15 protein-coding genes and 2 tRNA genes are annotated in these 17,041 nt (G+C 67.2%); 8 read left to right on the forward strand and 9 right to left on the reverse strand.

The annotated features are described in order from the left end of the window. Nucleotides 1–118: 118 nt before the first annotated feature. Both NMP03_RS09635 and NMP03_RS09640 read right to left on the reverse strand, forming a co-directional pair. A complete protein-coding gene (locus NMP03_RS09635) occupies nt 119–472 on the reverse strand; it encodes a hypothetical protein (protein WP_256505155.1) in 354 nt (117 codons plus the stop codon). Next, nucleotides 469–2,808, reverse strand: a complete 2,340-nt coding sequence (locus tag NMP03_RS09640; protein WP_256505156.1) for a ribonuclease R family protein — start codon at nt 2,806–2,808, stop codon at nt 469–471. Before NMP03_RS09640 ends, NMP03_RS09635 begins: the two co-directional genes overlap by 4 nt. A gap of 158 nt (nt 2,809–2,966) precedes the next feature. Between NMP03_RS09640 and NMP03_RS09645 the strand changes: the two genes are divergently transcribed. After that, nucleotides 2,967–4,034: an NAD(P)-dependent alcohol dehydrogenase gene (locus NMP03_RS09645; protein ID WP_256505157.1), complete on the forward strand. Its 1,068-nt coding sequence runs from the start codon at nt 2,967–2,969 to the stop codon at nt 4,032–4,034. A gap of 236 nt (nt 4,035–4,270) precedes the next feature. Continuing rightward, entirely contained in the window at nt 4,271–4,558 is a 288-nt protein-coding gene (locus tag NMP03_RS09650) for a hypothetical protein (protein ID WP_256505158.1), read from the forward strand. Between the two features lie 101 nt (nt 4,559–4,659). Here the strand turns inward: NMP03_RS09650 and proS are convergent, their stop codons facing one another. Then, nucleotides 4,660–6,192, reverse strand: coding sequence for a proline--tRNA ligase (proS, locus tag NMP03_RS09655; protein ID WP_256505160.1), 1,533 nt, complete (start codon nt 6,190–6,192; stop codon nt 4,660–4,662). Nucleotides 6,193–6,610: 418 nt separating this feature from the next. On the opposite strand from proS, the gene NMP03_RS09660 reads away from it, so the two are divergent. Then, nucleotides 6,611–7,504, forward strand: a complete 894-nt coding sequence (locus NMP03_RS09660; protein ID WP_256505161.1) for a DMT family transporter — start codon at nt 6,611–6,613, stop codon at nt 7,502–7,504. Between the two features lie 4 nt (nt 7,505–7,508). Here the strand turns inward: NMP03_RS09660 and NMP03_RS09665 are convergent, their stop codons facing one another. From NMP03_RS09665 to yajC, 5 genes are all read right to left on the reverse strand, one after another. After that, nucleotides 7,509–7,670: a hypothetical protein gene (locus NMP03_RS09665; RefSeq protein WP_256505162.1), complete on the reverse strand. Its 162-nt coding sequence runs from the start codon at nt 7,668–7,670 to the stop codon at nt 7,509–7,511. 77 nt (nt 7,671–7,747) lie between these two features. Next, the gene (locus NMP03_RS09670) at nt 7,748–8,122 is read right to left on the reverse strand and encodes an Mth938-like domain-containing protein (RefSeq protein ID WP_256505163.1); all 375 of its coding nucleotides are present in this window, start codon (nt 8,120–8,122) and stop codon (nt 7,748–7,750) included. 3 nt (nt 8,123–8,125) lie between these two features. Beyond that, complete coding sequence (secF, locus tag NMP03_RS09675) at nt 8,126–9,088, reverse strand: protein translocase subunit SecF (RefSeq protein ID WP_256505164.1); 963 nt, start codon at nt 9,086–9,088, stop codon at nt 8,126–8,128. 133 nt (nt 9,089–9,221) lie between these two features. Further along, complete coding sequence (gene secD, locus NMP03_RS09680) at nt 9,222–10,820, reverse strand: protein translocase subunit SecD (RefSeq protein ID WP_256505165.1); 1,599 nt, start codon at nt 10,818–10,820, stop codon at nt 9,222–9,224. Then, complete coding sequence (gene yajC, locus NMP03_RS09685; RefSeq protein ID WP_256505166.1) at nt 10,820–11,149, reverse strand: preprotein translocase subunit YajC; 330 nt, start codon at nt 11,147–11,149, stop codon at nt 10,820–10,822. Before yajC ends, secD begins: the two co-directional genes overlap by 1 nt. Nucleotides 11,150–11,522: 373 nt before the next feature. Between yajC and NMP03_RS09690 the strand changes: the two genes are divergently transcribed. The 3 genes from NMP03_RS09690 to NMP03_RS09700 all read left to right on the forward strand — a co-directional run bounded on the left by NMP03_RS09690 (nt 11,523) and on the right by NMP03_RS09700 (nt 15,565). After that, nucleotides 11,523–12,842, forward strand: coding sequence for a methyl-accepting chemotaxis protein (locus tag NMP03_RS09690; protein WP_256505167.1), 1,320 nt, complete (start codon nt 11,523–11,525; stop codon nt 12,840–12,842). A gap of 427 nt (nt 12,843–13,269) precedes the next feature. Then, nucleotides 13,270–13,346, forward strand: a tRNA-Pro gene (locus NMP03_RS09695). 401 nt (nt 13,347–13,747) lie between these two features. After that, on the forward strand, nt 13,748–15,565 hold the full coding sequence (locus NMP03_RS09700) for a putative bifunctional diguanylate cyclase/phosphodiesterase (RefSeq protein WP_256505168.1): 1,818 nt from the start codon (nt 13,748–13,750) through the stop codon (nt 15,563–15,565). Nucleotides 15,566–15,637: 72 nt separating this feature from the next. Here the strand turns inward: NMP03_RS09700 and NMP03_RS09705 are convergent, their stop codons facing one another. Beyond that, nucleotides 15,638–16,315 (reverse strand): uracil-DNA glycosylase, encoded by a 678-nt coding sequence (locus tag NMP03_RS09705; RefSeq protein WP_256505169.1) that lies wholly within the window; start codon nt 16,313–16,315, stop codon nt 15,638–15,640. A 17-nt stretch (nt 16,316–16,332) separates the two neighbouring features. Between NMP03_RS09705 and folK the strand changes: the two genes are divergently transcribed. Further along, a complete protein-coding gene (gene folK / locus NMP03_RS09710; protein ID WP_406698443.1) occupies nt 16,333–16,833 on the forward strand; it encodes a 2-amino-4-hydroxy-6-hydroxymethyldihydropteridine diphosphokinase in 501 nt (166 codons plus the stop codon). A gap of 16 nt (nt 16,834–16,849) precedes the next feature. Beyond that, nucleotides 16,850–16,925 (forward strand) — tRNA-Lys (locus tag NMP03_RS09715). Nucleotides 16,926–17,041: the final 116 nt, after the last annotated feature.

Raw genomic sequence — 17,041 nt, forward strand, 5'->3', positions numbered from 1 at the left:
TTCCTCCCCTCCCTGGAAGGGAGGGGCTGGGGGTGGGTCGGTTCGTTTCGGCCGTCACCCCTGCCAAGCAGCCAACCCAGCCCCTACCCCTCCCTTCCAGGGAGGGGAGTCCCGCCCCCTACCCGCGATAGAAAATCAGCGCCAAGATCGCCGCACCCACCGCCACCGACAAGACGATCGGCACCCATTTGCGCCGCCGCGCAGCGTCCTGCGCGTCGAGCCGCGACAGGTCGAACCAGTAATTCCCCGGCGCCGCGGTGCGGATTACCCCGCGCGCCTGCAACGCTTCGAACTCGCGGCGTTCGGCGGGGCCGGGCGGGGCATATTCGATCGCATCCTCGGCGCCGATCGCGTGCAGCGCCAGGAAATGCGACTCCACCCGCCGCCGTGATACCGCGGTCGCGGTCACGATCGCCGCGCCGACATCGGTGCCGCTGCCGTTTCCCCTGCCGCTGCCGTTGACGCTGTTCATCGCCGCTTCTTCCCCTGATGGCGGATGTTCGCCGGCCGCCCGCGATGGCGGATCACCCGCGGTGCCCCACGTTTGCCGTCGCTCTCCTGCGCGCCGCTCGCCGATCCCTTGCCGTCGACCAGTTCGAAGCGAAGCGCGCCCGACACCGGATTGGCCTCGGCGAGTCTGAGCGGCAACCGCATCCCCAGCGCATAGAATTCGCCGGTTTCCTCGCCCACCAGCCGCTGGCTCGCTTCGTCATAGCGGAAATATTCGCGCCCCAGGTCGCGCGCGGGCACCAGCCCGTCGCCGCCGACGCCGTCGACCGTCGCGAAGAAACCGAAATTCTTCACGCCAGTGATCCGCGCCTCCATCACCTCGCCGACATGCTCGGAGAGATATGCCGCGACATAGCGATCGACGGTCTCGCGCTCGGCCTCCATCGCGCGGCGTTCGAGCCCCGAGATCATCTCGCCCACCCGCTCCATCGCGCCGGCATCCTCAGCCGACAGCCCGCCCTCGCCCAGCTTGTACGCATCGACCAGCGAGCGGTGGACCAGCAGATCGGCATAGCGCCGGATCGGCGAGGTGAAATGCGCGTAGCTGCCCAGCGCCAGCCCGAAATGCCCTGCATTTTGCGGGCCGTAATAGGCCTGGGTCTGCGTCCGCAGCACCTGCTGCATCACCTCTTCGCGGAAATCGGCCTCGCCCAGATTGGCGATCACCTGGTTGAAGGTGCGCGGCTGGATCACCTGGCCCAGCGCGAAGGCCAATTCGAAGGTCTTGAGATAATCCTTGAGCGCGACCAGCTTCTCGCGCGCTGGCGGCTCGTGAATGCGGTACATCACCGGGGCTTTCTTCTTCTCGAGCGCCTTGGCCGCCGCGACATTGGCGGCGATCATGTAATCCTCGATCAGCCGCATCGAATCGAGCCGCTCACGCGGGGCGACCGACAGGATCCGCCCCTTTTCATCGAGCACGATCCGCCGCTCGGGCAGGTCGAGATCGAGCGGCTGCCGCTTCTCGCGCGCGGCGAAGAGCGCGCGCCAGCAATCCCAGAGCGGGAGGAGCGTCGAACGGACGAGTTCGGGGGGGACCATGTCCCCCTCCCGCTCGCGGGAGGGGCTAGGGGAGGGCATGTCCGCCAGTTCGCCGTCCGGGGACAAGCCCTCCCCCGACCCCTCCCGCAAGCGGGAGGGGGGAAGCAGCGCATCCACCGCTGCCTGCGCGTCCTCATACGCAATATTCGCCGCGATCCGCACCACAGCACGACTAAACCGCCAGTCCTTCAGCTCGCCATCCTTGCCCACCCGCAAATGGCACGCCAGCGCTGCCCGATCGACGCCTTCCTTCAGCGAGCACACATCCGCCGACAGGATCTCGGGCAGCATCGGTACCACCCGATCGGGGAAATATACCGAATTGCCACGCTTGCGCGCCTCGCGGTCGAGCTTCGATCCGGGGCGGACATAGAAGGACACATCGGCGATCGCGACGATCGCGCGCCAGCCGCCTTCGTTCGAGGGATCGTCGTCGGGCGCGGCCCAGACGGCATCGTCATGGTCGCGCGCATCGGCAGGATCGATCGCGACGATGGGCAGGTGACGCAAATCCTCGCGGTCATCGCCCAGGGGCAGCTTCGCCATCCGCTCGGCCTCGGCCAGCAGTTCCTCCGAAAACACGTTCGGAATCCCGTGCCGGTGGATCGCGATCATCGAGAAGCTGCGCGGCGCGAACGGATCACCCAGCCGCTCCACCACCTTCACAACGATCCGCGGCGGCCGCCCGGTCTTCTCGGCCAGCACCAGGTCGCCAGGCTCGGCCTCGCCGCGATCGACCACGGGGAAATCGCGCCGCTCCTTCTTCTCCACCCCTTGCAGGAACAGCCGCCCGCCCTCTTCGCGCAGCACGCCCAGCACCATTTCCTCGCCGCGCGCCAGCGTCTTCATCGGGTGCGCGATCCAGCCATTGCCGGCTTCCTCGGTGCGCGCCAGGATGCGGTCGCCCGGCCCCAGCGCCGCCTGCTTGCCGCCGCGTTCGCGCACGCGAAGCCGTGGTGCCGGAATACCCTCAGCCTCCCAGCGTTCGGGCACCGCCCACACGGTATCGCCATCGGCATCGACGATCCGTAGCACCGTCACCTTCGGCACGCCGCCCATCTTGTGGAACGACCGGCCCGGCGCGCTGTCGATGATCCCCTCATCGGCCATGTCCTTGAGCAAGGCCTTCAGCGCGATCTTGTCCTGCGCCGACAGGCCGAACGCCTTGGCGATCTCGCGTTTGCCGACCGCGGTGTCCGAATTGGCGATGAAATCGAGGATCTGCTGGCGGCTGGGAAGCCCGGGGCGTGTACGCATGCGCCAGAGATAGGGGGTTGCCGCGCCGAGCGCACCAAAAAACCCCGGGCGACCCGCGCCCGCGCCGATCGCCGCGCACAAAGCCCCGCGCGTCGGTTGATGCCGCGGCGCAGCATCCCCAAATAGCGGTCAGCAATTACCCCCGAAAAGGAATATGCATGCCAACCCCTACGCAAGGCTATGCCGCGCAGAGCGCCGACGCGCCGCTCGCTCCCTTCAGCTTCGAACGTCGCGATCCGCAGGCCGATGACGTCGCGATCGACATCCTGCATTGCGGCGTCTGCCATTCGGACCTCCACACCGCGCGCGGCGAATGGGCCGGCACGCAATATCCGTGCGTCCCCGGTCATGAGATCGTCGGGCGCGTCACCGCGGTCGGCGGCGACGTCAGCAAGTTCGCGGTCGGCGACATCGTCGGCGTCGGCTGCATGGTCGACAGCTGCGGCGAGTGCGCGTCGTGCAAGGATGGCGAAGAGCAATATTGCGAGACGACGGGCTTCGTCGGCACCTATAACGGTCACGATCCGGTAATGGGTGGCCACACTTTCGGCGGCTATTCGGACCATATCGTCGTCAAGCAAGGCTTCGTGCTCAAGATCACGCATGACGAAGCCGATCTCGCCGCGGTCGCGCCGTTGCTTTGCGCAGGGATCACCACCTATTCGCCGCTCAAGCATTGGGGCGTCGGGCCGGGCCAGAAGGTCGGAATCGTCGGCCTTGGCGGCCTTGGCCATATGGGCGTCAAGATCGCCGCGGCGATGGGCGCCGAGGTCTATGTCTTCTCGACCAGCCCGAACAAACGCGACGACGCCAAGCGTCTTGGCGCGACCGACCTGATCGTGTCGAAGGACGAAGCCGCGATGGCGGAACATGCCGGCAGCTTCGATTTCATCCTCAACACCGTCGCCGCCAGCCACGACCTCAACACCTTCCTCGCGCTGCTCAAGCGCGACGGCACGATGACGCTGGTCGGTGTGCCCGAGCATCCGCATGCGGCGCTCGAAGTCGGCAACCTCGTCTTCCGCCGCCGTGCCCTTGCGGGCTCGCTGATCGGCGGCATCGCCGAGACGCAGGAAATGCTCGATTTCTGCCAGCAGCACGGCATCGTCTCGGACATCGAAACGATCGCGATCGGCGACGTCAACGAAGCGTACGAGCGGATGGTCAAGAGCGACGTGAAATACCGCTTCGTCATCGACATCGATACGCTGAAGCAGGCGGCGTAACGCGACCCTGTCCGTTGGGGGGCATGCGCCCCCCCCCCCGTTCGTGCTGAGCTTGTCGAAGCACTGTTCTTCCTTTTGCGGGTCGCAAAAGAAGAGCGGCACTTCGACAAGCTCAGTGCGAACGGTTTAGGGGACGGCAGTTCCCTCTGAACGCGAAGGATGCCCTTATCCCAAGCCTAGCGCTGAAACTCGCTGGCATCGCGATCCTGGCCAGCGCCTATTGGCAGCTCGTCAGCATGCTGACCGACGTTCGCGAGCCGTGGGACGCTCACGCCTATTGGACCCTCGCCTACCCGGCCTCGGTAGCGCTGTCCGCCATCGCGGGTCGGTTTCTGGGCAAGCGCGCGTGGCTTGCAGGGGTCGTCGTTACCTTCGCGCAAGCGCCGGTGATGTGGCTCAACAACGGCACCGGCGCGCTATGGGCGGTGGGGCTACTGTTCCTCACGATATTGGCGATTCCCTGCGGGCTCGCTTCGGCGTTGGCCGGGCGGTTCTGGCCGATCGCCAAAAACTCCCCGCCCTGAAGGGGAGGGGTTGGGGGTGGGTGCGCCCGCGAGGAAACGCCATGCCCACCAACCGGCCAACCCACCCCCTGCCCCTCCCTTCCAGGGAGGGGAGCAACCCCTCAATACGCCCGCGCCACCAAGATCCGCTCGACCGCGGGCGCGCCGGTGAAGATGCACACCCCGTCGGCCGCCGCCGCATCTCCGGGCACGTTGCGCACCGTCAGCTTCAGCTTCTTCAGCCGCTCGACCACCGCGTCGAGCTCGGCCCCGGTCGGCTTGGCCCATTCGACCTCGACCCAGCCGGGATAGCGCTCGCCCTCGGCGAAATGCGCCTCGATCTGCGCAAACTCGGTCACCCCGCGGCGAATGCCCGCCTCGAGCCGCGCACGCGCGTCGGCATGCAGCGATGTCTGAATATCCTCGAGCATCGCCGCCGCTTCGGCCACCAGCTCGTCGCGCGGGACGATCGCCGAGGCAAGCTTGCCGCTTTCCTGGTACAGCCGGTCGCGGCGGATCACTGCGGCGTTGCCGCCCGCAACGTCGCGCGCGCCGACTTCGACGATGATCGGCGCGCCCTTCTTCACCCAGCCCCAGCGCTTCACCTGCGCCTTGGCAGACTTGGCATCGACCAGCGCGCGCACCGGCTCGCCGAGCGCCGACAGCTTGGCGAGATCGGCCTGCAGCGCCTTGGCATAGGCCAGCACCTCGGCATCCTCGGGCGCGTCGCGCAGCATCGGCACGATCACGATCTGCCACGGCGCGATCATCGGCGGCACGCGCAGCCCGTCATCGTCGCCATGGACCATGATGACCCCGCCGACCATCCGCGTCGACACGCCCCAGCTCGTCGTCTGCGCCAGCTCGTGCCCGCCATCGGCATTCTGGAAGCGGATGTTCTGCGCCGCCGAGAACGTCGTGCCCAGGAAGTGCGACGTCCCCGCCTGCAGCGCCTTGCCGTCCTGCATCATCGCCTCGATGCTGTACGTCGCGACCGCGCCGGGGAAGCGCTCATTCTCGGGCTTCTCGCCCGCCACCACCGGCAGCGCGAGGCAATCCTCGGCGAACGCGCGATAGACTTCGAGCATCTTGAGCGTCTCTTCGCGCGCCTCGGCCTCGGTCGCGTGCGCGGTATGGCCTTCCTGCCACAGGAATTCGCTGGTCCGCAGGAACATCCGCGTCCGCATTTCCCAGCGCACGACATTGGCCCATTGGTTGATCAGCACCGGCAGGTCGCGCCACGACTGGATCCAGCGGCTGAACGCGGCACCGATCACCGTCTCCGACGTCGGCCGCACGACCAGCGGCTCCTCGAGCTTGGCGTCGGGATCGACCACCAACTTGCCGTCGACCGATTTCAGCCGGTGATGCGTGACGACCGCCATTTCCTTGGCGAAGCCCTCGACATGCTCGGCCTCCTTCTCGAAATATGAGAGCGGAATGAACAGCGGGAAATAGCAATTCTCGTGCCCCGTCGCCTTGATACGATCGTCGAGCAAGCGCTGGATCCGCTCCCAGATGCCATAGCCCCATGGCCGGATGACCATGCAGCCGCGCACCCCCGATTCCTCGGCCATGTCGGCCTCGGCGATGACGGTCTGATACCAACGCGCGAAATCCTGCGCGCGCGTGACGGGAAGGGCATGCTTGATCATGCGTCGGGCGATAGCCGCGGCGGCGGGGCGGAACAAGCTCCTCCCCCGCGACGGGAGCGGGCACGAGCGGCCGGCGGTACGCCGCCCCCTCCGTCAGCCCTTCGGGCTGCCACCTCCCCCTGGCGGGGGAGGATTGTTGCCCCACCCGCCGTCGCCAAGCGATCCTCCCCCGCCAGGGAGCATCGGGTCGGATCGTCCCCCGGACGATCCTCGACCATGCGGGGCATGGTCAACCCGATGCTGGGGACCGCGCCCGCAGGGCGTGGTGGTGGGGGCGGGCACGGGCGGCCGTTGGTGATCCTCCCCCTCCGTCAGCCCTTCGGGCTGCCACCTCCCCCTGGCGGGGGAGGATCGTTGCCCCGCCCCCTTTTCGCCGCCTCGCTTGCCCCGCCGCGCCCCACCCCCTACCCGCACGCCCATGCCCGCCAACCGCATCCTCACCGGCATTTCGCTTCGGCTGCTCGCGGCGCTGTCGCTGTCGGTGATGTTCGCGCTCGGCAAGATCGCCGAGCAGCGCGGCGCGCATCTGGTCGAAATCGTGTTCTGGCGCCAGGCGGCGATGCTGCCGGTGGTGGTCGCGGTGGTGATGGCGGGCCCCGGGCTCGCGTCGCTGCGCACCGACAAGCCGCGCGCGCATTTCTGGCGGATGATCGTCGGGCTGTCGGGGATGACCTTCAACTTCGCCGCGGTCACGATGCTGCCGCTCGCCGAATCAACCACCTTCGGCTTTTCGGTGCCGATCTTCGCGACGATCCTGTCGGCGCTGGTGCTCGCCGAGCCCGTCGGGCGGCACCGCTGGGGCGCGGTGATCATCGGCTTCACCGGCGTGCTGATCGTGCTCCAGCCGGGCAGCAGCCATGTGCCGCTCGCCGGCGCCGGCGTCGCGCTCACCGGCGCGGTGTTCACCGCCAGCGTGACGATCATGATCCGCCAATTGGGCGCGACCGAGCGCGCGACGACGACGGTATTCTGGTTCGCCGCCTCGTCGCTGGTGCCGATGGGGATCGCGCTGCCCTTCTTCATCGGGCCGCACGATCTGCTGACCTGGGGGCTGATGGCGGCGACCGGGCTGGCGGGCGGCATCGCCCAGCTCGCGCTCACCGGCGCGCTACGCGCCGCGCCTGTCGCTGTCGTGCTGCCGATGGACTATTCGAGCCTGATCTGGGCGACGATCCTCGGCTGGCTGTTGTTCGGCGCGCTACCCACCCCCTGGACGTGGATCGGCGCACCGATCGTCATCGCCAGCGGGCTATACATCGTCTGGCGCGAGCAGCGGCTGGCCCGCGCGATCAACAACGCGCCCGCCGTATAGCCGATCAATCGGCGGCGTGATGCCCAGCATGCTGCTTGGTTGCATCATCGCAGCAATCGGCCTTCTGCTGGCAGCACTCGGCGTTCGGCCCGCAGCAGTCGGCGGCGGCAGCCGGGCCGGCCACCAGGATCGCGGCGACAAGCGCGGCAAAGAATTTCGATTTCATATCCATCTCCAAGCTAGGCGGAGAAGCTACCAGCATCACGCGACGACCGCCACCCGGGCTTTCGGCCCCCGACACTGCTAATCGAGCGGGTACAGCGCCGCCGCGACCCAGCGCAGTTCGGCGCGCAACACCCCCCAGGCGCGCGCAGCCGCGCGGCTGTCCATCGGCTCGATCCCGATCCCGCGCGCGTCGAGTGCCTTCACCAGCGCAAGCGGCGGGCGCACCATCCGGCTCCCGGTCCCCAGGATCAAGAATTCGGGGAGCGGATCGAGCGCCAGCATCCCCGCCAAGTCGTCGATCCCCAGCGCATCGATCGCCGGCGGGGTCCAGCCATCGGCGCGTTCGGGGGTGACGATCAGCCCCTCATAGACGCCTTCATCGACGCGAAAGCCGCGGCCGACGATGCCGGTGATGATCGGCCCCTCGCCCGTGCGATCGCGATCCATCCGCATGGCTCAAGGAAGCTCTTTCGACCGCACCCGCTCGGCGCCCTGCGGCCCGACATCCTTGGGCAGGAAGCTGTCGGGCTTGAGCTTGAGCCACAACAGGATCGCCGCCGAGACATAGACCGACGAGAAGGTGCCGATCACGATTCCCAGCAGCATCGCCGCGGTGAAGCCGAAGATCACGTCGGGGCCCAGCAGCAGCAGGATACCCAGCGTGATTCCCAGCGACAGGCTGGTGACGACGGTGCGCGACAGCGTCTCGTTGATCGACAGGTCGAGCAGGTCGGCTGTTTCCATCCGGCGATGCTTGCGCATATTCTCGCGGATACGGTCGTAGACGACGATCGTGTCGTTGAGCGAATAGCCGATGATCGTCAGGATCGCCGCGACGATGTTCAGGTCGAATTCGAGCTGGGTCAGCGCGAAGAACCCCAGCGTCAGCACCACGTCGTGGAACAGCGCGAACAGCGCGCCGACGCCGAACTGCCATTCGAAGCGGAACCAGATGTACAGCGAGATCGCCAGCATCGCGAGCGCCAGCGCGATCGCGCCGGTTTCGAACAGCTCGGCCGAAACCTTGCCCGAAACGCTTTCGACCGCGCCGATCTGCGACGTCGGATAGGCCTGCTGGATGCCGTTGCGCAGCCGCGTCGCGGCGGCGTCGGCGGCTTCGGTGTCGTCGGGCAGCGGGGTACGGATCGACACTTCGCGGTCCGACCCGAAGGTCTGGATCGTCGCGTCCTCGATCCCGAAGCCCTGCATCTGCTGGCGCAGCGTATCGAGCTCGACCGGCTGCTGGAAGCTCACGCGGACCATCTGGCCGCCGACGAAATCGATTCCCAGGTTGAAGCCGTTGACGAAGCACAGCGCGATGCTGGCGACCAGCAACAGCCCCGACAGCGCCATCGCGACCACGCGATACTTCAGGAACGCGATGTTGGTGTGATCGGGAACGAGTTTCAGCGGGCGCATGGCAGGCCTTCGTAACGAAGCGACGCGCCCCGCCCCGTTCGGGCTGAGCTTGTCGAAGCCCGCCCCGCGAGCCGGGGGCGCGGGCCGCCCTTCGACAAGCTCAGGGCGAACGGGGAGAAGATCGCGGCAATCATCAAAGGTTCAACGTCTTGGGACGGTTGCGCTTCAGATAATCGGCAGCGAGCAGCCGGGTGAAGGTCACGCCGGTGAACACCGACGTCACGATGCCGATCGCCAGCACCACGGCGAAGCCGCGGATCGGCCCCGATCCGAAGGCGAACATGATCGCCGCCGAGATGACGTTGGTGATGTTCGCGTCGAAGATCGCGGTCGATGCTTCCTTATAGCCGAACTCGACCGCCTGGATCGCCGCGCGCGGGCGCCGCAGCTCCTCGCGGATGCGCTCGTTGATCAGCACGTTGGCGTCGACCGCGGCGCCGATCGTCAGCACGAAGCCCGCGATGCCGGGCAGCGTCAGCGTCGCGTTGAACAACGCCATGATGCCCATGATCAGCACCGCGTTCACCAGCAGCGACAGCGAGGTGTAGATGCCAAAGCGCATATAGGTGACGACCATGAAGACCATCAGCGCGACCGCGGCGACGATCCCGGCGAGGACGCCGCTCTCGATCGAATCCTGGCCGAGCTCGGCCGAAACGGTTCGCTCCTCGACCACCCGCAGCGCGACGGGCAGTTTGCCCGAACGCAGCGCGATCGCGAGTTCGTTGGCGCTCTCGACGGTGAACCCGCCCGAGATCGTCGCCGACCCGCCCAGGATCTGCTCGTTGATGTTGGGTGCCGAGATCACCTGGTCGTCGACCACGATCGCGAAGGGCTTGCCGACATTCTGCTGGGTCACCTGCGCGAAGCGGCGGCCACCCTGTGCGTCGAAGCGGATCGCCACCATCGGCGCGCCGGTCTGCGGATCATATTCCTGGCGCGCATCGGCGATCTGGTCACCCGAGATGATCGTCGAACGCTTCACCGCGATCGGCGCACCCGCCGAGGGATAGGGCAGGACCTGGCTGCCAATCGGCGCCTGCCCCTTGGCGAGCGCCTGCGGGTCGGTGGCGTTGACGTCGACCAGCTTGAATTCGAGCCGCGCGGTACGCCCTAGCAGCGCTTTCAGCTGCTGCGGGTCGGACAGGCCAGGAACCTGGACGACGATGCGGTTGGTGCCCGATCGGATGATCGTCGGCTCGCGCGTGCCGAGTTCGTCGATACGCCGGCGAACGACTTCGGTCGCGTCGCCCATCGCCTGCTCGATCGCCTGCTCGATCCCCGCCTGGGTCGGCGTCATCACGAAGCGCGTCGAATCGCGGACTTCGATATTCCAGTCGCGCTGCCCGGTGACGCCGACGCCGCTGGTCAGCGGCAACAGCCGCTCGCGCGCGGCATCGACCTGCGAAACGTCGCGCACCATGAAGCTCAGCCGGCCGTCGCGCACCGAAATGTCGCCGATCGCGACGCGCGGGCTGCCGCGGCGCATCTCGGTCTGCACGGTGTCGCGCATCGTCTCGAGCCGCTGTGCGGCGACGTCATTGGTATCGGCTTCGAGCAGGATGTAGCTGCCGCCCGCCAGATCGAGCCCCAGATTGATCCGCGGCGCGGTCACCCATGCGGGCAGCCCCGCCTTGACGTTTGCGGGGAGGAAGGTCGGCACCGCGAGCAGCGCACAGACCGCGATCGTCAGCCAGACCGCCCAGACCTTCCAGCGGGGAAAATCGAGCATCAGTCGTTCGCGGGCTTGCCGCCGAGCGGCGTCACTTCGGCGATCGTCGCCTTCACCACCCGCACGCGGACATTCTGCGCGATCTCGACCTCGAGATGCCGGTCCTCGACCTTGGTCACCTTGCCGACCAAGCCGCCTGCGGTAACGACGGTGTCGCCGCGCTTGGTGCCCTCGACCATCGCCTGGAGCGCCTTCATCCGCTTTTGCTGCGGACGGATCATCAGGAAATAGAACGCCACGAAGATCAGCAGCAGCGGCGCGATGCCGACGATCTGGCCGGCGATGCCGGGATCGCCTGCGGTCTGGGCGAAAGCGGGAGTGACGAACATGGGCGCGGATCAGCCTGTCTGGAAGGAGGGACAAAACGCCCCCGTACAAGCGGCGCGCGCTATCATGCACGCAAGGCGCGCGCAACCGCTTGGCCTGTCGCGCCCGCCCCCTCCGTCAGCCTGGGGCTGCCACCTCCTCCTGGCGGGGGAGGATTTGGTTAGCGGTCCATCCTCCCCCGCCAGGGGGAGGTGGCGGCCGCGCAGCGGTCGTCGGAGGGGGAGGATGGCGACAAAGCCTGCGATCATGCCGCAGGGTTACCGCAAAGAACCCAAGCACCCCCATCATGACGATTCCGCAACGGTTCGTCGCAGGTCATCAAACCGTCATCAAATCCTAACCCGGCATTAAGCAGATCCGCCTAGCCATTTCCCTATGAGCTCGTCGTCCTTAGCCGCTGCCGAAGCAGCCGACAGCGCCGACCGCTGGCTGCGGCCCGACGAATGCGCGCCGCCCAGCGTGCATCGCGGCGCCCGGCTCGATCGCGCGATCGACCTGCTCCAGCGCAACCCCGATGCGCGGCTGCTGCCGGTCGTCGATGACGAGCAGCGCCCGATCGGCGCGTTGTTCGAAAAGGATATCCGGCGGCTGCTGCTCAATCCCTATGGCCATGCGCTGCTTCGCAACCCGGCCTATGGCGGCAGCCTGTCGGACTATCTCAAGCCGGTGCCGGTCGCCGAATCCTCGCTGCCGATCCCCGAGCTCATCGCCGCCTATCGTGCGGCGCAGGGCAGCGAGGGAATGGTGCTCACGCGCAACGGGCGGCTGCACGCGGCGCTAGCCAATCGGCGGCTGGTCGATCTTGCGGCGATCGACGAACGCGGCCGCACCCGCCGCCGGTTGGCGCGGGCGCAGCAGATCGAGGCGGCCGGCCAGCGCTTCGAAAGCGACGTCGCCGGGCTCGCGCGCGACCTTAGCGACCTTGCGGCGGCGATTCGGACCAACGCGGTGGCGACGAGCATCCGTTCGGCGAGCACCGGCGAAAGCGCCGCCGCGGTCGCCGCCGCCGCCACCCAAAGCGCCGACAATCTGGGCGGCATCGCCGAAGAGGGGCGCCATCTCGCCGACGCGCTGACGCAGATCGTCGGCAGCACCCGCGAGGCGCGGTCGCTCGCCGCCGACGCGGTCGAGCTGGTGGGCGAAGGCCGTGCGCGGACGATCGAGCTCCAACGTTCGGCGCAATCGATCGACCAGGTCGCGCACATCATCGCGACGATCTCGCGCCAGGTGAAGCTGCTCGCGCTCAACGCGACGATCGAGGCAGCGCGCGCGGGCGAAGCCGGTCGCGGCTTCGCGGTGGTCGCCAACGAAGTGAAGTCGCTGTCGGACCAAACCGCGCGCGCCGCCGACACCGTCACCCAACATATCGTCGAGATCGGCGGTTCGGTAGCCGAGGTCGCCGATACCTATGGCAAGATCGACGCCGCGATCGCCGCGATGGCCGACCGATCGGCGCACATCATGCTGGCGATCGACGACCAACACGAGGCGACCCACCGGATCACTCGTCATGTGCGCGAAGCGGTGGGCGCCGCCGCCGCCACCCAGATCGACGCCCGCGACATCGCCTCGACCGCAGACACCGCGCTTCAGGCATCGCTGGCGATGGAGAGCCTTGCGGCGCGTCTGATGTCGGGTGCCGAGGCGCTCACCGGTCAGACCGACCATTTTCTGCGCGAGATACGCGCGTCGTGAGTCGCGGGCACCTGCTGCACCGGGGCGGGCTTATCGCTTCGAACTGCGGCCTTTCGCACCACGCTTCACCGGCACCGCGCAAAGTCCCGAGGGGCGCGCGGCAGCGGCAGGCGACGACATCTTGTCTTCGGGCTGGGGATGCGGCTGCACTCCATGCGGGTCGACAAGCGATGTCAGGTGCGCGTGGTCGCAAAGCCTTGCCAGGCGATCCAGTCGCGCCAATCTGAATTCCTCGGGTGTAAGTCTTATCGGCGGAGTAACCATTGCCGCCAGTACCTGTTCCACGCCGTACGGGTGCGTACCCGACAAAGAAATATGGCCCAAAGGCTGGAACCACCGGCGCTTCGCGACATCGGGGTAGATCGCTGATCATCGACGCTGCCCTCTTGCGCGCCGCGCGGGTTCGGCCTAGACGCCCGCCTTCGGTCGGGGCGTAGCGCAGCCTGGTAGCGCATCACACTGGGGGTGTGGGGGTCGCAGGTTCGAATCCTGTCGCCCCGACCAAAAATCTTCGGGGGAGCGGTAATTTACCCTCCCTGCGGGCGCCGCCCGCCACCGATCTTCAAAATTTCGGCGCCTACTCGGATACGAACGGCGCATAGTCGCCGACCGGTCGATGGTTGCGCACCCGCGAATCATCCCGACGATGTTTGCCTATTCATTAACCCGAAAGGCGCATCGTGCGATCGCACATGGCATCGAACATTGACGCAAGGGCGATGTATCGCCGACGCTGCAATCCTCTCATGCTACCCATGCAATAGGCTTGTCAGTCAATTACTTTGGGGTTCATCCGTTCGGGAATCTCGCTCGTACCTTATCGCTAAATGTATTTGAACGCATTATCCTCCCCGCTCGGCACCATCGATAAACCCATGCTACAATTACAAAATATCATTCTTGAAATGATAGCGACCGGCGAGCCGCTGGATGAAACCGCCGCGCGTCTGTGCATCGAGGCAGAAAAGGCATCTCCGGGCACGCTCTGTTCGGTCATCACCGTCGATTCCGCGGGCGTGATGCATCCCCTCGCAGCGCCCAGCCTGCCGAGCGATTTCGCCGCGCTTGCCGAAGGGGTAGCGATCGGGCCAGACGTCGGATCGTGCGGCGCGGCGGCGTTTCTTGGCCACGAGGTGACCGTCACCGACATCGCGAACGACAGCCGCTGGGCGCGCTACAAGCAGTTCGCCGAGCCGCTGGGGGTGCTCGCCTGCTGGTCGAGCCCCATCCTAGAACGCGGCGGCAATCCGGTAGGCACCTTCGCCTTTTATTTTCGCGAACATCGCGGCCCGACCAAGATCGAGCGCGAGCTGGTGCGCAACTGCACGCATCTGTGTCTTATCGCACTCGATCGCGAACGCCGCGTGGCCGAGCATCGGCGCCGTGCGTTCACTGACGAACTCACCGGCCTCGCCAATCGCGCTGCGTTTGAAGGCGCGCTCTCGAAGCTCGACTGCGCGGTGCCCGGCGACTGGGCGATGCTGATGATCGACCTCGACAACCTCAAGATCGTCAACGACACCTTCGGCCACGATGTTGGCGACTGCCTGTTGCGCGCGGCGGGCGACCGCATCGCCGCTGCGGTGGCGCCCGAGCGCGTGTTCCGCATCGGCGGCGACGAATTCGCGATCATCCTGCAAACCAAGAGCGCGCTAAGCGACCTCGACCGCACCGCCGAGCGGATCCTGACCTCGATCGCCGAGCCGGCAAGCTGCGGTCCGCAGGTCATCGTGCCGCGCGCCACCATCGGCGGCGCGGTGCTGTCGGCGGGCGACCGGGTGCCGGGGCGCGTACGCCAGCATGCCGATTTCGCAATGTACCACGCAAAGGAAACCGGGCGCGGCGGGTTCGTGCGCTATTGGCCCGGGCTCGGCTCGGCGATGACTCGCCGGCTGGGCGATATCCGCGATGTCGATGCCGCGCTGCGGGACGATCGGATCGACGCCTTCTACCAGCCACTCTTCCGCCTCGATACGCATGAGATCGTTGGGGTGGAGGCGCTGTGCCGGATGCGGATGGGCGACCGGACGGTAGCCGCTGCCGCCTTCCACGAAGCCACCAAGGACGCGCATGTCGCGACGGCGCTGACCGCGCGGATGATGGACATCGTCGCCAGGGACGTCCGGCGCTGGCTCGACATGGGCATCCCTTTCCAGCATGTCGGCATCAACATATCGTCGGCCGACATGCGAGAGGGCGCGCTCGACAAGGTGCTTGCGCACACCTTCGAACGGCAGGGCGTGCCGCTCGATCACGTGATCCTCGAAGTGACCGAAGCGGTCTATATGGGCGACGACGACCAGCTGGTGCAGGGCGCGATCGAACGGCTGCGCGCCAAGGGGATGAAGGTTGCGCTCGACGATTTCGGCACCGGCTACGCGTCGCTGACGCATTTGCTGACCGTGCCGGTCGACATCCTTAAGATCGACAAGAGCTTCGTCGATCGGCTCTCGCCCGACGACAGCAGCATCGCGATCGTTGAAGGGTTGGTGCAGATCGCGGGCAAGCTCGACATCCGCGTCGTTGCCGAGGGCATCGAGACCGAAGCCCAGGCAGCGCAGCTCACGGCAATCGGCTGCAACCTGGGGCAAGGTTATCTCTTCTCGCGCGCGGTCGATCGCGACGCCGCCACCGCGCTGCTGATGAATCAATCGCAGGCCCCCACTGCGATCGACATGGCGCACCCTGGGGCGACCATCTCGCAGATCGGACGCCGGCGGTAACCGTTCCGCCGGTACCGCGCTCGACTGCCGGCGCTTCACGGCAGAGGGCAATCCGCTCAGGTGGCGAATGCGTTAGGCCGCAGCGCCCTCGGCCAGCTCTCGCCGCACCTCGATCGCGCGCGCAAATACCGCCTCGAACATCGCCGGGGTGAGCCGCCCGGTATTCTGGTTGTAGCGCGAGCAGTGGTAGCTATCGATCAAGATGTGTCCGCCGGGCATGCGATGTTCGGCCAGATGCCCGAACTTGGCCTTGGGCAGCTTGCCCCCCAGCACCTTCACCGCCGACTGGTGCGCGATCTGGCCGAGCGCGACGAATACGCGCGGCGGGCCCAGATCGGCGATCTGCCCCTCCAGGAACGGGCGGCAGGTGCGGATTTCCTCGGGGGTAGGCTTGTTCTCTGGCGGCAGGCATTTGACCGCGTTGATGATGCAAACCCCCTCGAGCTGCAGCGTGTCGTCGGGCCGCGCTTCATAGATGCCCGATGCCATCCCGAACTTGGCGAGCGTATCGAACAACAACATGCCGGCATGGTCGCCGGTGAACGGGCGACCGGTGCGGTTGGCACCGTGCTTGCCCGGCGCCAGGCCGATGATTCCCAGCCACGCATCGGGATCACCGAATGCGTTGACCGGCGCGTTCCACCAGCCGGGATATTCGACCCGCAGCGCCTCGCGAAAGGCGACGAGACGGGGGCAGCGCGGGCAATCGTGCGGCGGTTCGGAATTGGGGAGTGGGCTTGGCGCAAACATCGGGGCGCGATAGGCGCATGGCGGTGCAGGAAGCAACTTATCTGATCGCGCTCGGCTCGAACCGGTGGAGCCGCCACGGCGGTCCGCGCGCGACGCTCGCCGCGGCGGTCGCGGCGTTGCCCGGCGTGATCGCCGCCGCACCGATCGTCGAGACTGCGCCGATCGGCCCCTCGCGCCGCCGCTTCGCCAATGGCGCGGTGCTGCTGAGGAGCGACCTGCCACCGCCCGCGATGCTGGCTGCGCTCAAGGCGATCGAGGCGGGGTTCGGCAGGCGGCCGGGCCAGCGTTGGGGCGCGCGCGTGCTCGATCTCGACATCATCCTGTGGTCGGGCGGAATCTTCACCGCACGATCGCTGGCGATCCCGCACGTCGCGTTCCGTAGCCGCAGCTTCGCCCTCGCGCCTGCGGCAGCGATCGCCCCCCGCTGGCGTGATCCCGTCACCGGGCTTTCGCTGGCGCAGCTCGCCGCGAGGCTCGCCCGCCTACGCCCGGTTGACCGCAAGCGCGCGCGACCCTAGGTGCGCCGTCTTGGTCGGGCCCGTAGCTCAGTTGGTAGAGCAACGGACTTTTAATCTGTAGGTCTCGGGTTCGAGCCCCGACGGGCCCACCAAGCTTCGCCCCATCGGCACCACCTGGCATTGCCACAGCGCCAACCGGGCACCCACAATCGGTCACGAATCGTCGACCGGACGATCACCCATGCGCGGCTGCTGAACCGCCGGCGCC

The sequence above is a fragment of the Sphingomonas qomolangmaensis genome, from assembly GCF_024496245.1.
Lineage (GTDB): Bacteria > Pseudomonadota > Alphaproteobacteria > Sphingomonadales > Sphingomonadaceae > Sphingomonas > Sphingomonas qomolangmaensis.